The sequence below is a fragment of the Pseudonocardia spirodelae genome, assembly GCF_037727765.1.
Lineage (GTDB): Bacteria > Actinomycetota > Actinomycetes > Mycobacteriales > Pseudonocardiaceae > Pseudonocardia > Pseudonocardia spirodelae.
The window spans coordinates 1-14,292 of sequence record NZ_JBBJUP010000009.1 but is presented as its reverse complement, the minus strand read 5'-3'; the positions used below and the strand labels follow the sequence as shown (position 1 = coordinate 14,292).

The window sequence follows — 14,292 nt, the reverse complement described above, 5'->3', positions numbered from 1 at the left end:
GCGGCGGGCGAGGGGTCAGGCGCCCCCGGTGCGGCTGCGCCAGCGCTCCCGGGCCCGCCGCGCCGCCGAGGCGACGGCGCCGTCGGGGTGGTGCTCGCCCAGCGCGGCCAGGACCTCGCCGAGGCGCGGGTGGTCGAGCTGCCAGAGCTCGTCGAACACCTCGACGGTCTCGCGCGGGAACTCGGCGGCGAAGGCGTCCGGCCAGTCCTCGACGTCGACGGTGTCCAGCGCGACGGCCAGGACGTCGACCGAGGCGGTGAGCAGCAGCTCGGGCTCGACGGCGTCGGGGTCGAGCGCGCCGCGCGCGACGAGCCGGCGCGCCACCATGCCGCGGTGCGGGCCGTCGAGGTGCTCGTGCAGCAGCGCGTCGACCGCGTCGGCGCCGAACCGCTCGGCCGCGACGCCGGTCGCGGTGAGGGCGACGAGCAGCGGCTGCCCGGGGGCGAGCGCGGCGGCCACGAACTCCGCGACCGCCCGGGCCGGGTCCGGCTGCGCGGCGTGCCAGGCGTCGATGTCGGCGCGCCACTCCTCGGGCGGCACCTCCCCGGCCAGCTCGACGATCTCGGCGGCCGAGGCGACCGCGGGGTCCGGCCGGGTCGGGTAGTGCAGGTTCTCCGCGGCGAGCAGCAGCAGCGCGCAGGCCACCCCGCCGGGGGTGAGCTGCACCAGCCCGCCGGTGCGGACGGGGCGGGCGCCGGCGGGGACCCCGGGGTCGCCGTCGACGGGGCGCGAGCCGGTCCACGCGACGACGCCGAGCCGTTCGAGCTGGTCCAGCAGCGTCGCGGTGTGCGGTGTGGCGAGGTCGAGGTCGCCGCCGTGCTCCTCGTTCCAGTCGAGCAGCACGTCCAGGGCGTGGCGCAGATCGTCGTGGGGGACGCCGTCGGCGACGTGGCGCAGCAGGAACAGCAGCGCGGGCGTCGCGTCCTCCGACGCGGCGGCGTCCTCGTCGCCGAGCAGGGCCCAGGTGGCCGCCTCGTCGAGCCCGGCGTCGAGGTCGGCGTCGAGGTCGGGGCCGGCGGCGGGGCCGGGCCGGGTGGCGGCCTGCGGCGGGGGCCGGTCGGGGTCGCCGTGGTCCGGGGCCGCGCCGAGCGGCCCGACCGACAGCGCGCCGACCTCGCGGGCGGCCAGGACCAGGTCCTCGTGGGCGGAGGTGTCGTCGAGCCCGGCGAAGCGGGGCACGGCGACCAGCCGGCCGCCGTCGCGGCGCACCGCACCGGCCCGCACGCTGGCCTCCAGCACCCAGGTCAGGGTCCGCAGCCGGGTGGCGCGGGTCAGCCGGCCGCCGCGCTCCGGGTCGTCGCCGGTGCCCAGCAGCGTGACGAGCTCGCGGGCGTCGGCCAGCCGCAGGTTGCCGGCCGCGGTCAGCGGCCGCCCGTGCTCGCCGCACCAGCGGGCCAGCGCGCGGGCGTCGTGCAGGATCCGGGCCTGCGCGGCGGACGCCGCGCGGTCGGCGGGGGAGGGGATCCGCACCGGGTCGGGGTCGTCGCCCAGCTCGGTGAGCAGCGGCGACCCGGCCCCGGCCTCCAGCTCGGCGTACTCCTCGGTGTACTCCGCACACAGCCGCCGCACCTGGGAGGGCCGCGGGCCGCCCGGGGCGAGCAGCCCGCGCTCGTCGAGGTACTCCACGAACGCCGCGACGCTGTCGGGCACGAGCCGCACCGGCAGCCGGTGCTCGGCGACGACGTGCGGGCACCAGCCGTCGAGGAAGGTCTCGACGTGCTCCAGCGGCCAGTCGGCGAGGTCGCCGTCGGCGGCCAGCCACTTGTACTGCAGGAGCAGCTCCGCCGACATCGGCTCGGCGACCACCTCGTTCTCGGCGAGCCAGCCGCCGAAGCCGTCGAGCAGCTCCAGGGCCGCCGCGTGGAACGCGTCGTCCTCGTCGGGGCCGAACCGCATGCGCATGTGCCGAGTGTGCACGTCCGCACCGACGACCACACCGGTGCGGGGCGGACCGGCGTGTCCGTGCCCGCCCGGGCGGGCGACGGGCAGGATGGGCCGGGAGATGACGACACTGTTCGCGCTGCTGATCGCCGTCGCCGCGATGGCCGGCAACACGGTCGCCGCGCTGTGGGAGGCCCGCGGCAGCAGGTTGGCGCGCTACGGGCGTCCGGTGTGGCTGCAGCCGTGGTTCCTGGCGGGGCTGCTCGCCGACGTGCTGGCCTGGGTGCTCACCGTCGTCGCGCTGCGGTTCCTGCCGGTGTTCGCGGTGCAGTCCATCCTGGCCGGCGCGATCGCGCTGACCACGCTGGCCGACCACGGGTGGAACCCGTGGAACCTGATCCGGCGCGACCGGTGGTCGGTCGTCGCGGTGCTCGCCGGGCTGGTCCTGGTCGCCGCGAGTGCCGAGCCCGAGCGGCCGGACGCGCTCCCCGAGGCGGCGACGCCGGTGCTGCTGGTGTCGTTCCTGCTGATCCTGGCCGCGGCGCCGTTCGTCTGGCGGGCCGGGCGGCCGATGCTGCTCGCGCTGCTGGCCGGGCTGGGGTTCGGCGGCACCGCGCTCGCCGTCCGCGCGATCCACCCGGGCCCGCTGCGCTGGGACACCGCGGGTGCGCTGCTGCTCGACCCGCTGGTGTACGGCGTCGTCGCGATGGGGGTGCTGGGCGTGCTGGCCTTCGCCCGCGCCCTGCAGGACGGCGCGGTCGGCCCGGCGACGGCGGTGCTGTCGGTGACCGAGGTGGTCGTGCCCGGCGTCGTCGGGATCGCACTGCTCGGGGACCGGATCCGGCCCGGCTGGGAGGGCGGGGCGCTGCTCGGGGTGGTGGTGGCACTGGCCGGGGTGGTCGCGCTGACCCGGCCCGACCCGGAGTCGGTGCGCCGGCGCGTGCACTGACCCGCGACGCGGACCCGGAACAGCCGCGTCCGGCGGGGCGTTGCGGGTCACATGACGAGCACCGAGGCACCGGGCCGCACCGCGCACGACGCGTGGCGCGCCGCCCGCGAGGAGACCCTGCGCGAGCCGCACGGCTGGCTCTCGCTGACCGCGCTGCACTGGCTCGACGACGGCGACGGCACGCTGCCCGGGCTGCCGGGCCGCTGGCGGGTCGCCGGCCCGGACGAGGTGGCCGTCACCGCGACCGCCGCCGACGGTGTCGTGCCGCCCGGCGCGGACGGCCCGCTGGAGGACACCGTGCACCTGCGGCCCGTCGACGGCGCCCCGGGCGCGATGGTCGCGGTGGGGGACCGTGTCGTCGAGATCGCCCGGCGCACCGGCTCCTACGCGCTGCGCGTGCGCGACCCGCGCGCGCTCACCCGCACCGCGTTCACCGGGGTGCCGGCCTGGGGGTACGACCCGGCCGCCGTCGTCGACGCGGTGTTCACGCCCTACGACGCGCCGCGCACCGTGACCGTGGACGCCGTCGTGGCCGGGCTGCAGCACTTCCCGACCGCGGTCGGGGAGGTCGCGTTCGGCTGGGCCGGGGGTACGCAGCGCCTCGTCGCGCTGGCCGGGAAGGACGGCGGCCTGTCGCTGCACTTCCGCGACGCCACCTCCGGCGACACGACCTACGGCGGCGGGCGGATCCTGCGCACCGACGACCCCGCCCCGGACGGCACGCTGCGCCTGGACCTCAACCGGGTCGTCAACCTGCCGTGCGCGTTCACCGCCCACGCCACCTGCCCGCTGCCGCCCGCCGGGAACGTCCTGGACGTGGCGGTCGAGGCCGGCGAGCGGACCCCGCCGCACCCCGGCCCGGCCTGACGCGCCGACCGGCGCGTCCGTGCCCGGGGGGAGTTGCAACCTCCCCGCAACCGGTGTCGGGGATCACGCCCGTGGTGTTCACTGCCGTCGTTGCCCCGACGACCGCGGCAGGACGGCGAGCGCCGTCGCGGTCGTGGCGAACCGCTCGCAGGAGGTGCCCGTGACCACCACGCAGGAGAAGTCCACGGCGCGCACGACCGCCGAAGGCTGGCTCTCCGCCTTCGCCGACGCGCTGTCCGCCCGTGACGTCGACCGAGCCGTCTCGTTGTTCGCCGAGCAGAGCTACTGGCGCGACCTGGTCTCCTTCACGTGGAACCTGAAGACGGTCGAGCACCGCGACGGCGTCCGGGACCTGCTGACCCGGACCCTGGAGCAGACCGACCCGTCGCACTGGGAGCTCTCGGCCGAGCCCACCGAGGCCGACGGCGTCACCGACGTCTGGTTCCGCTTCGAGACCGCGGTCGGCCGCGGCACCGGCCACGCAAGGCTGATCTCCGAGGACGGCGCGCCGAAGGCGTGGACCTTCCTCACCACCCTCGACGAGCTCAAGGGCCACGAGGAGCCGATGAACGACCGGCGCCCGTTCGGCACCGAGCACGGCGCGAACCCCGACCGGGTCACCTGGAAGGAGCGCCGGGAGAACGAGCTCGCCGAGCTCGGCCGCACCCGCGACCCGGAGGTCGTGATCATCGGCGGCGGGCAGGGCGGCATCGCCCTGGGTGCGCGGCTGCGCCAGCTCGGCGTCGACACGATCATCATCGAGCGCAACGAGCGGCCCGGTGACTCCTGGCGCCGGCGCTACAAGAGCCTCGCCCTGCACGACCCGGTCTGGTACGACCACCTGCCGTACCTGAAGTTCCCGGACAACTGGCCGGTGTTCGCGCCGAAGGACAAGATCGGCGACTGGCTGGAGTTCTACACGCGGATCATGGAGCTCAACTACTGGGGCTCCACCACCGCGCGCAGCGCCGAGTTCGACGAGTCCGCCGGCCGGTGGAACGTCGTCGTCGACCGGTCGGGCGAGGGCGAGATCACGCTGCGCCCGCGCCAGCTCGTCATCGCGCTCGGGGTGTCCGGCAAGCCGAACGTGCCCGACTTCCCCGGCCGGGAGCAGTTCCGCGGCGAGGTGCAGCACTCCTCGCAGCACCCCGGCCCGGACGCCTACAAGGGCAAGAAGGTCGTGGTCATCGGCTCCAACAACTCCGCGTTCGACATCTGCGGGGCGCTGTGGGAGGTCGGCGCGGACGTCACGATGGTGCAGCGGTCCTCCACGCACATCATCAAGTCCGACACGCTGATGGAGTACGGGCTCGGGGACCTCTACTCCGAGCGCGCGGTCCGCAACGGCGTGGACACCTACACCGCGGACATGATCTTCGCGTCGCTGCCGTACCGGATCATGCACACGTTCCAGAAGCCGGCCTACGACAAGGCCCGCGAGGTCGACGCCGACTTCTACCAGCGCCTGACCGACGCCGGTTTCGAGCTGGACTTCGGCGACGACGACTCCGGCCTGTTCATGAAGTACCTGCGCCGAGGCTCGGGCTACTACATCGACGTCGGTGCCGCCGACCTCGTCGCCGACGGCAAGGTGAAGCTCGTGCGCGGGCAGATGCAGGAGTTCACCGAGAAGGGCGTGCGCCTGACCGGCCCGGACGGGGACACCGTCGAGCTCGACGCCGACCTCGTCGTCTTCGCCACCGGGTACCGGTCGATGAACGGCCTCGCCGCCGACATCGTCGGTCAGGAGGTCGCGGACAAGGTCGGCAAGGTGTGGGGCCTGGGCTCGGACACCACCAAGGACCCCGGTCCCTGGGAGGGCGAGCAGCGCAACATGTGGAAGCCCACCCAGCAGCAGAACCTGTGGTTCCACGGCGGCAACCTGCACCAGAGCCGGTTCTACTCGCTGTACCTGGCGCTGCAGCTCAAGGCGCGCCAGGAGGGCATCGACACCCCGGTGTACGCCCTGCAGGAGCGGCACCACCTGGCCTGACGGCCCCGTGCGTGGTTCCCGGCGCTCCGGTCCCGGGAACCATGCACGACGGCCTACGGTGCGGGGGTGAGCGTGAGCGCCGCCCGTGCCCTGTGGGAGCAGTACGAACCGGTCCACGACGTCGTCTACTTCGCCCCGGAGTCCCGCGCGTCCGCCGAGCGCGCGGGGCTCCGGGGCTTCTGGCGCGGCTACTTCGCGATGCGGGCGGCGCCGCTGGGCCCGGTCGGGCCGGGCCCGGTGACGGCGGCGTTCCACGGCTTCGCCGCCACGATGACGGCCCGCGCGCTGCCGTCGGTGTGGTCGCTGTGCACCCCGCAGGCCGCGCTGGACGCGCGGCTGGCGGGGGCGTGCGCGGCCCTGCGCCGGGCCGGCGTGCCCGACGCGGTCGGGCGGGCGGCCGACCTGGCGTGGGCGGCGGCGTCGGAGATCGACGTGCCGGGGCGCGTGCTCGCCGCCGCGAACGCCGACCTGCCCCGCCCCGAGGACCCGCTCGCGGCGCTGTGGCAGGCCGCCACCACCCTGCGCGAGCACCGCGGGGACGGCCACGTCGCCGTCCTGGTCGCGGAGGGGATCGGCCCGGTCCTCGCGCACCACCTCAAGGCCGCCGCGGGCGACACGGACGGCGAGTGGCTGCGCACCGCCCGCGGGTTCGACGAGCAGGCCTGGGTCGCCGGCGCCGACCAAGCGCGCCGCCGCGGATGGGCCGACGCGTCCGGCGCGCTCACCGCGACCGGCGCCGTCGTCCGCGGGGAGATCGAGCGCCGCACCGACGACGCGGCGGCCCGCCCCTGGGCCGCGCTGGGCGAGCGGCGCACCGCCGAGCTCGCGGCGCTGCTCGCCCCGATCGCAGCGACCGTGCTGGCCGCGGGCGACGTCCCGGCCGGGAACCCGGTCGGGCTGGTGCGCCGATGAGGACGGCGACCACGGTCGAGGCGTCGGGCGGCGACTGGCGCGAGACCGTCGAGTTCGTCGTCGAGGCCGAGAAGCTGGGCCTCGACGACTGCTGGGTCGCCGAGGCGTGGGGCTCCGACGCGCCGTCGGCGCTGGGCTACCTGGCCGCGCGCACCGAGCGGATCCGACTCGGCTCCGGCGTGATCCAGGTCGGGACCCGCTCGCCGGTGGCCGTCGCGCAGGCCGCGCTGACCCTGCACGACATGAGCGGGGGCCGCTTCGTCCTCGGGCTCGGGCCGTCCGGCCCGCAGGTGATCGAGGGGCTGCACGGCGTCCCGTTCGCCCGCCCGCTGACCCGGCTGCGCGAGACCGTCGCGGTGATCCGCGCGGCCTGCGCGGGGGAGCGGGTCGCCTACGACGGCGAGACCGTCGCCGTCCCGCTGCCCGGCGGCGCCGGACGCCCGATGCGGCTGTCCACGTCGCCGGTGCCGGACCTGCCCGTCTTCCTGGCCGCGCTGTCGCCGCGGATGCTGGAGCTGACCGGGCGGATCGCCGACGGCTGGCTGGGCACCAGCTTCGTGCCCGAGGGCGCCGCGGCCTACCTCGGCCACCTCGACGCCGGGCTGCGCGCCGCGGGCCGCGACCGGTCCGCCGTCGAGATCTGCCAGGGCGCCGAGGTCGCCTTCGCCGCCGACGCCGCGCAGGAGTCCGCGATGGTCGACGCCCGCCGGCCCGGTATCGCCTTCAGCCTCGGCGGGATGGGCACCGCCGAGCAGAACTTCTACTTCGACGCCTACCGCCGTCAGGGCTGGGGCGAGCGGGCCGACGCCGTCCGGGCCGCCTGGCTGGCCGGGGACCGCGCGGGCGCGGCCGCGACGGTCACCGACGAGATGGTGCTCGGGACGACGCTCGTCGGCACCGAGGAGCGGGTCGCGGCACGGCTGCGGGACTGGGCGGCCGCGGGGGTGGACACCGTCCGGCTCTACCCCGCCGGGGAGACCCTCGACGAGCGCCTGACGACCCTGGCCCGCGCCGTCGAGCTGGCCCGGGCGGTCTGACCGCCCCCGCCGGCCGGGCCGGCCCGGCCGGCGCCGCTCACACGTCGGCGGCGCGCTTCTCCGCCCAGCGCCGCCACGCCGTCCAGGCCAGCCCGGCGAGCAGCAGCACGTACAGCGTCACCGTGATCGGGCTCGACACCAGCACCGCCGGGTCGTTGCCGGAGTTGCCCATCGCGTCGCGCAGCGAGTACTCCGCGAGCGGCCCGAGGATCACCGCGATGAGCACCGGGGCGACGGGGATGTCGTAGAGCCGCATCACCAGCCCCAGCACCCCGATCACCAGCATGATCACCAGGTCGACCTGGCTCGCGCCGGCCGCGTAGACGCCGAACGCGGCGAAGACCGCGATGCCCGCGTACAGGTAGGACTTCGGGACCCGCAGCAGCTGCGCCCACAGCGGCGCGAACGGCAGGTTCAGGATCAGCAGCACGATCATCGCGAGGAAGAACCCGGCGAGCAGCGCCCACACGATGTCCCCGGAGCGTTCGAGCAGCAGCGGGCCGGGCTGCAGGCCGTACTGCTGGAACGCGGCGAGCAGGATCGCCGCGGTCGCCGAGGTGGGCAGGCCGAGCGCGAGCAGCGCCCCCATCGCGGTGCCCGCGGTGGCGTTGCCCGCGGCCTCCGGGGCCGCGACGCCCTCGATGGCGCCCTTCCCGAACGTCGGCTCGGCCCGGCGCCGGTCCAGGCGGCGCTCCGTGCCGTAGGCCAGGAACGTCGGCACCTCGGCGCCACCGGCCGGGATGACGCCGAACGGCACGCCAATCGCGGTGCCGCGCAGCCACGCGGGCAGCGCCTGGCGGAACTCGGCGCGCGAGAGCCACCACCGCCCGCTCGGCATGACCGCGTGCTGCTCGTCGGCCCGGCCGACCTTCGCGGCCTGGCTGAACACCTCGCCCAGCGCCAGCAGCGACACCGTGATCACGACGATCGAGACGCCGTCGAGCAGGGGGGAGAACCCGAAGGAGAACCGCGGCGTCCCCGACGGCTGGTCGATCCCGATCAGGGCCAGGGTCAGCCCGATCGCGAGCGCGGCGACGCCGCGGATCGCCGAGTCCGCGACGACCGCGGAGATCGCCACGAAGGCGAACACCGCCAGCGCCAGGAACTCCGCCGGGCCGAACCCGGTCGCGAGCGAGGCCAGCGTCGGCGCGAAGAACACGACCAGCGCCGAGGCGACCATGCCGCCGATGAACGCGCCGATCGCCCCGGTGGCCAGCGCCTGCGCGGCCCGGCCGCGCAACGCCATCCGGTGCCCCTCGAAGGTGCTGGCGATCGCGGTGGAGTTGCCGGGGGTGTTCATGAGGAACCCGGCGATGGAGTCGCCGAACAGGCCACCGAAGTAGATGCCGGTGAACATGATCAGCGCGCTGGTCGGCTCCAGCACGAAGGTCAGCGGCAGCAGCAGCGCCACCGCCATCGCCGAGCCGAGGCCGGGCAGGACCCCGACCGCGGTGCCCATGAGGGCACCGAGGAACACGAACAGCAGCGCGGACGGGCTGAGGATGTCGGCGAAGCCGCCGAGCAGGCTGGTGATCTGGTCCACGGCTCAGAACCCCCCGACGAAGCCGGCGGGCAGGGAGATCCCGAGCATCCCGCTGAACACGACCTGCACGGCCGAGGCCAGGGCGAGGCCGCCGAGCAGCATCGGCACCGGGCGGCGGTTGCCGAGTGCGGCCGCGACGACGACGAACAGGCCCGTCGCCGACAGGATCCAGCCGAGCAGGGGCAGCACGACGACGAACGCCGCGACCCCGCCGACCGCGGTGAGCACGGCCGGGGCGTTGACGCCGGTGCCGGCGGCGGCCTCGTCCCCCGGGCCGGTGCCGGAGCCGGAATCGGTGTCGGAGCCGGGACCGGCGTCGGGCGCGGGTCGCGGGCGCAGGATGTCGAACGCCAGCAGCGCGGCGACGACGAAGCTCAGCACCGCGACGATCCACGGCATCGTCGTCGGGCCGAACAGGCCGCCGTCGCCGACGACGTCCATGGTCACGGTGCCGTAGACCAGGAACAGGCCCAGCCCGGCGAGGATCGCGGGGACGACGAGCGCGCCCCGGGACAGGTGTGCAGGACGGCCGCTCATGCGAGCCCCAGCTCCTTCAGAAGATCGTCGATGCGGCGCTGTTCGGAGACCAGGAAGCGCTCGAACTCCTCGCCGTAGGCCTCGCTGCGGACCCAGCGGTTGCGGGTCACGGCCTCGTCCCAGGACTCGGTCGCGACCATCTCGCGGGTGATCTGCTCCAGCTCGGCGCGGGCCTGCGGGCCGATCCCGGCCGGTGCGACGAGCCCGCGCCAGTTGACGAGGTCGACCCCGGGGAGCCCGAGCTCGTCCATGGTCGGGGCGTCGACGCCCGCGAGGCGTTCCGGTGCGACGACGGCGAGCACGCGCAGCTGCCCGGACTCGACCAGGTCGCGGAAGTCGTTGTAGCCCGAGATCCCGACACCGACGGTGCCGGCCGCGGTGGACAGCAGGCTCAGCGTGAGCTCGCCGCCGCCCGGGTGCGGGGTGTAGACCATCCGCTCGACGGGCACGCCGCGGGCCTGCGCGAGCTGCGCGGCGACCATGTGGTCGATGCCGCCCGCCGAGCCGCCGCCGATCGGCAGCGCGGCCGGGTCGCGGGCCCACGCGCCCAGCAGGTCCTCGAGCGTGCGGAACGGCGAGTCCGCCGGGACGGCGACGACCTCAAAGTCCTCGGCGAGGCGCGCGATCGGCGTCGTGTCCTGCAGCGAGATCGCGCTGCCGGACTGGCTGATGCCGCCGAGCATGACGGTGCCGGTGACCATCATCGTGGTCTCCTCCCCGGCCAGGCCGGCGAGCTGGTTGAGCCCGATGGTCCCGGCGGCGCCGGGGATGTTGACGACCTGCACGGTGTTGACGACGTTCCCCGTGCGCACGGCCTGCTGGGCCTCGCGGGCGACGAGGTCCCAGCCGCCTCCCGCGGCCGCGGGGGCGATCATGGTGAGGTTGGAGCGTGCCGCCTGTCCCTCCCCGGACCGGGCGGCGTCGGTGAAGGCGGCCACCGCGAGAGCGGTGACGAGGACGATTCCCAGGGCTGCGATGACCTGCCGTCGTGGCATGGGCGCAGACGTTGGCACACGTCCGCTGTGTCCTCCAGTGTCCGGATCGGAAACTCTACGACCGCTGTGACCACAACGAACTTTTCTCCGGTTCGTCCGGAATCGGTGGCTAGTCTCCGTGGCGTCCGGACGCGCGAAGGAGCGACATGACGATCTGTGTGGCCTACGGCCCGACGCCCGAGGGCGACGCCGCCCTGGACCTGGCGGTCCGCGAGTCCCGGCTGCGGGGGGTGGGCCTGACGGTGCTCGTGACCGCGCGCCAGGAGCGGTTCGACACCGACCCCGCCGACGGCGCGGGGGACGACGCGCTGCGCGCGTCGGTGCGCTCACGGCTCGCGGCACTGGGGGAGCCGGACGCGGAGGTCCGGGTCGTCGACGACGGCGGCGACCCCGCCGAGGCCGTCCTCGACCTCGCCGCGCAGGAGGGCGCCGAGCTGCTCGTGGTGGGGGTGAAACGGCGCAGCCCGGTCGGCAAGCTGCTCACCGGCAGCACCGCGCAGCGGATCGTCCTGGAGTCGCCGATCCCGGTGCTCGTCACCCACGCGGCCCGCTCGTAGGGTTCTCTTTCCCCAGGTCAGGCATACCTGACCGGGTGTCGAGCAGATCACGTCCGCGCATGGTCGGAGCCCCGGCGGGGCACTCCGGGTGCAGTCCCGAACCGACAGCGAAGGAGTCGTGACCTCATGGCCACCCCGATCAGCAGCCCGCTCGACAGCGGCGCCACCGACATCACCGGTCGGGTGCTGCAGGAGACGCTCGTCGACCTCGTCGACCTCTCCCTGGTCGCCAAGCAGGCGCACTGGAACCTCGTCGGCAAGCAGTTCCGCGACATCCACCTGCACCTCGACGAGCTCGTCGACCTCGCCCGCGAGCACGGCGACGACGTGGCCGAGCGTGCGGCCGCGATCGGCGTCGCACCCGACGGCCGCGCGGCGACCGTGGGGCGCGACACCGGCCTGCCGGAGTACCCGGCGGGCTACGTGTCCGACGAGCAGACCGTCCTGACCATCTCGGCGACGGTCGACGCGGCCGTCGAGCGGCTCCGCCCGCGCATCGAGCAGGCCGGCAAGGCCGACCCGCTCACCGAGGACCTGCTCATCGAGCTGGGCCGCGCGCTGGAGGAGGCCCGCTGGATGTGGCAGGCGCAGGCCGCCGGCTACCGCGGCGAGGTCTGAGCACCCGCACGACCGCACCCGGCCCCGGACGCGGCCACCACGGCGTCCGGCGCCGTCGTGCGTGCGCGGCCGGGGCTGGCCGCCGTCGTCAGCGCGCGGTCGCGGCCGTCCCGGCGGCCGCGACGGTGGCCCGCCAGATCGCCATCGCCGCCCACAGCACGAACACCCCCACCGGCAGCGGCAGCGCGTCGGGCAGCTCCGCTCCGTAGGACGGGCGCAGCCCGGTCGTCCGCCACACCCGTCCGGCCTCGTTGAGCGCGTCGGCGGTGGTGAGCAGGGCGAAGCGGCGGCCGAGCCCGGAGCCGGTCATCCGGTAGGTGAGGTCGCCGAGCTCGACCGTCCAGCGCGGGTGCGACAGCGGGCCGTCGGGGTGGTCGACCGAGCGCTGGATGTGCGCGCGCAGCTCGCCCTCCAGCGCGAACCGTGCGATGCCCTCCGAGCGCAGCGCGTAGGGATGGCCGTCGATCACGAGGTCGCGGTGCTGGCGCCAGGTCCGCGCGGTCCATCCCGTGACGGCGCGCCCGTCCGCGGTGATCTCGTAGCGCACCCGGAGCACCCCGGCCGGCGTGGCGGTCGCACGCAGCTGCATCGGCCCAGCCTGCCACCATCGCGCCCGCCGCGGGAGGATCACGTCGTGCGACGAGCCGTGGTCCTGGCCCTGCTGGCGGCGTGCGCGGGGGTGGTGGACGTCTGGGCGGTGGTCGCGCTCGGCGGCGCCTTCGCCGGTGTCGTCACCGGGAACCTGGTGACGGCGGGGTACGCCGTCGCCGCCGGCGACCCCGGCGGGCTGCTGCCGCCCGCGGTCGCGGTCGCCGGGTTCGTCACCGGCGTCGGGCTCTGGTCGCTGCTGCGCCGCTGGTGGCCGCACGCGGTGACCGGGCCGCTCGCGGCCGAGGCGGCGGTGCTGGCGGCGCTCGCGGTGCTCTGGCCGCTGCTGCCGGGTGCGGCGACCGCGCTGCTCGCCGCGGCGGCGGTCGCGATGGGCGCGCAGAGCAGCGTGGCCCAGCTGCTCGGGCAGTCCACGACGTACATGACCGGGACGCTCACCGGCGCCGTCGCCGACCTCGCCGCGGGCGACGGCCGGCGCCTGTCGGCGCTGCGCCAGCTGGGCGCGATCGTGCTGGGCGCGGTCGCGGGCGGGCTGGCGCTGCAGCACCTGCCCGCCGTGGTGCCGGCGCTGGCCGCGGTACTGGCCGGGGCGGCCGTCGTGGTGCACGCCGCCGGGAGACGTGACAGCGGCACGGCCCCGGGCGCAGGATGATCGCGGGCGGGCCGCGACCCGCCCGCCCGCCGACGACGTCGAAGGAGCCCTCGTGCCGCTGCACCCCCAGGTGGAAGCCCTGCTGACCCTCATGGCCGAGCAGGGCGGCCCGCCGCCGGAGACCATGACGGTCGCGCAGAACCGGGCCATGATCCGCGAGATGGTCGGGCTGTCCGGTCCGCCCGAGCCGGTCGCCTCGGTCCGCGACGACCGCGCCGGCGACGTGCCGGTCCGCATCTACACGCCGGAGGGCACCGGCCCGTTCCCGGTGCTGCTGTTCCTGCACGGCGGCGGCTGGGTGATCGGCGACCTCGACAGCCACGACCCGGTCTGCCGGGTGCTGGCCAACCGGGCGGGCGCGGTCGTCGTCGCGGTGGACTACCGGCTCGCGCCCGAGCACCGGTTCCCCTCGGCCGTCGACGACGCGGTCACCGCCCTGCAGTGGGTGCACGCGCACGCCGCGGACCTCGGCGCCGACCCGGACCGGATCGCGGTCGGCGGCGACTCGGCGGGCGGGAACCTCTCCGCCGTGCTGGCCCAGCACGCGCGCGACCACGGCGGGCCCGCTCTGCGGTTCCAGCTGCTGATCTACCCGGCCGTCGACGCCGCCGACGAGAGCCCGTCCATGACGCGCAACGCCGCGGGCCCGCTGCTCACCGTCGCCTGGATGCAGTGGTTCATGAACCACTACCTGGCCGGCGAGGAGGACCTGCTCGACCCGCGGATGTCCCCGGCCCGCGCGACCGACCTGTCCGGGCTGCCGCCCGCCATGATCGTCACCGCGGAGTTCGACCCGCTCTGCGACCAGGGTGCCGCCTACGCCGCGGCGCTGAACGCGGCCGGGGTGAAGGCGGAGCTGCGCGAGTCGCCGGGCATGATCCACGGCTTCGCCCAGTTCGGCGGGGCGGTCGACGACAGCCGCGCCATGCTGGACGAGGCGGGCGCCGCGCTGCGGGCCGCCCTGGCCTGACCCACGCCACTCCTCGCCCCGGCTGCCACGCGCGGCGCTGCTGCCACGCGCGCGCTGCTCCCGCGCGGCGCTGCTGCCACGCGCGCGCTGCTCCCGCGCGGCGCTGCTCCCGCGCGGCGCTGCTCCCGCGCGGCGCTGCTCCCGCGCGGCGCTGCTCCCGCGCGGCGCTGCT

14 protein-coding genes are annotated in these 14,292 nt (G+C 75.7%); 9 read left to right on the top strand and 5 right to left on the bottom strand.

Annotated features, from left to right (window positions below; genetic code table 11):
* Nucleotides 1-15: 15 nt before the first annotated feature.
* Entirely contained in the window at nt 16-1,902 is a 1,887-nt protein-coding gene (locus WJX68_RS12535; protein WP_340290007.1) for a hypothetical protein, read from the bottom strand.
* A 100-nt stretch (nt 1,903-2,002) separates the two neighbouring features.
* On the opposite strand from WJX68_RS12535, the gene WJX68_RS12530 reads away from it, so the two are divergent.
* The 5 genes from WJX68_RS12530 to WJX68_RS12510 all read left to right on the top strand — a co-directional run bounded on the left by WJX68_RS12530 (nt 2,003) and on the right by WJX68_RS12510 (nt 7,639).
* Nucleotides 2,003-2,830 carry a hypothetical protein gene (locus WJX68_RS12530; RefSeq protein ID WP_340290004.1) on the top strand — a complete coding sequence of 276 codons (828 nt, stop codon included), beginning with the start codon at nt 2,003-2,005 and terminating at the stop codon, nt 2,828-2,830.
* A gap of 51 nt (nt 2,831-2,881) precedes the next feature.
* Nucleotides 2,882-3,697, top strand: a complete 816-nt coding sequence (locus WJX68_RS12525; RefSeq protein WP_340290003.1) for a DUF1684 domain-containing protein — start codon at nt 2,882-2,884, stop codon at nt 3,695-3,697.
* Nucleotides 3,698-3,857: 160 nt separating this feature from the next.
* Entirely contained in the window at nt 3,858-5,690 is a 1,833-nt protein-coding gene (locus tag WJX68_RS12520; protein WP_340290001.1) for an NAD(P)-binding domain-containing protein, read from the top strand.
* Between the two features lie 66 nt (nt 5,691-5,756).
* Nucleotides 5,757-6,602 (top strand): SCO6745 family protein, encoded by an 846-nt coding sequence (locus tag WJX68_RS12515; RefSeq protein WP_340289999.1) that lies wholly within the window; start codon nt 5,757-5,759, stop codon nt 6,600-6,602.
* Nucleotides 6,599-7,639 (top strand): LLM class flavin-dependent oxidoreductase, encoded by a 1,041-nt coding sequence (locus WJX68_RS12510; protein WP_340289997.1) that lies wholly within the window; start codon nt 6,599-6,601, stop codon nt 7,637-7,639. Before WJX68_RS12515 ends, WJX68_RS12510 begins: the two co-directional genes overlap by 4 nt.
* 37 nt (nt 7,640-7,676) lie before the next feature.
* Here the strand turns inward: WJX68_RS12510 and WJX68_RS12505 are convergent, their stop codons facing one another.
* Genes WJX68_RS12505 through WJX68_RS12495 form a run of 3 tightly spaced genes read right to left on the bottom strand, consistent with a single transcriptional unit; the run spans nt 7,677 to nt 10,714 of the window.
* A complete protein-coding gene (locus tag WJX68_RS12505; RefSeq protein WP_340289994.1) occupies nt 7,677-9,182 on the bottom strand; it encodes a tripartite tricarboxylate transporter permease in 1,506 nt (501 codons plus the stop codon).
* Between the two features lie 3 nt (nt 9,183-9,185).
* Nucleotides 9,186-9,719: a tripartite tricarboxylate transporter TctB family protein gene (locus tag WJX68_RS12500; protein WP_340289991.1), complete on the bottom strand. Its 534-nt coding sequence runs from the start codon at nt 9,717-9,719 to the stop codon at nt 9,186-9,188.
* On the bottom strand, nt 9,716-10,714 hold the full coding sequence (locus WJX68_RS12495; protein ID WP_340289987.1) for a Bug family tripartite tricarboxylate transporter substrate binding protein: 999 nt from the start codon (nt 10,712-10,714) through the stop codon (nt 9,716-9,718). The genes WJX68_RS12500 and WJX68_RS12495 overlap by 4 nt, the downstream gene beginning before the upstream one ends.
* 146 nt (nt 10,715-10,860) lie before the next feature.
* On the opposite strand from WJX68_RS12495, the gene WJX68_RS12490 reads away from it, so the two are divergent.
* Together WJX68_RS12490 and WJX68_RS12485 are read left to right on the top strand one after the other, a co-directional pair.
* A complete protein-coding gene (locus WJX68_RS12490; protein WP_340289984.1) occupies nt 10,861-11,271 on the top strand; it encodes a universal stress protein in 411 nt (136 codons plus the stop codon).
* A gap of 126 nt (nt 11,272-11,397) precedes the next feature.
* Entirely contained in the window at nt 11,398-11,889 is a 492-nt protein-coding gene (locus tag WJX68_RS12485; protein ID WP_340289981.1) for a Dps family protein, read from the top strand.
* 88 nt (nt 11,890-11,977) lie between these two features.
* Here the strand turns inward: WJX68_RS12485 and WJX68_RS12480 are convergent, their stop codons facing one another.
* The gene (locus WJX68_RS12480; RefSeq protein ID WP_340289978.1) at nt 11,978-12,478 is read right to left on the bottom strand and encodes a hypothetical protein; all 501 of its coding nucleotides are present in this window, start codon (nt 12,476-12,478) and stop codon (nt 11,978-11,980) included.
* A gap of 45 nt (nt 12,479-12,523) precedes the next feature.
* Between WJX68_RS12480 and WJX68_RS12475 the strand changes: the two genes are divergently transcribed.
* Both WJX68_RS12475 and WJX68_RS12470 read left to right on the top strand, forming a co-directional pair.
* Nucleotides 12,524-13,150, top strand: a complete 627-nt coding sequence (locus WJX68_RS12475; RefSeq protein ID WP_340289975.1) for a DUF1275 family protein — start codon at nt 12,524-12,526, stop codon at nt 13,148-13,150.
* A 52-nt stretch (nt 13,151-13,202) separates the two neighbouring features.
* A complete protein-coding gene (locus WJX68_RS12470; protein WP_340289973.1) occupies nt 13,203-14,120 on the top strand; it encodes an alpha/beta hydrolase in 918 nt (305 codons plus the stop codon).
* The last annotated feature ends 172 nt before the right edge of the window (nt 14,121-14,292 follow it).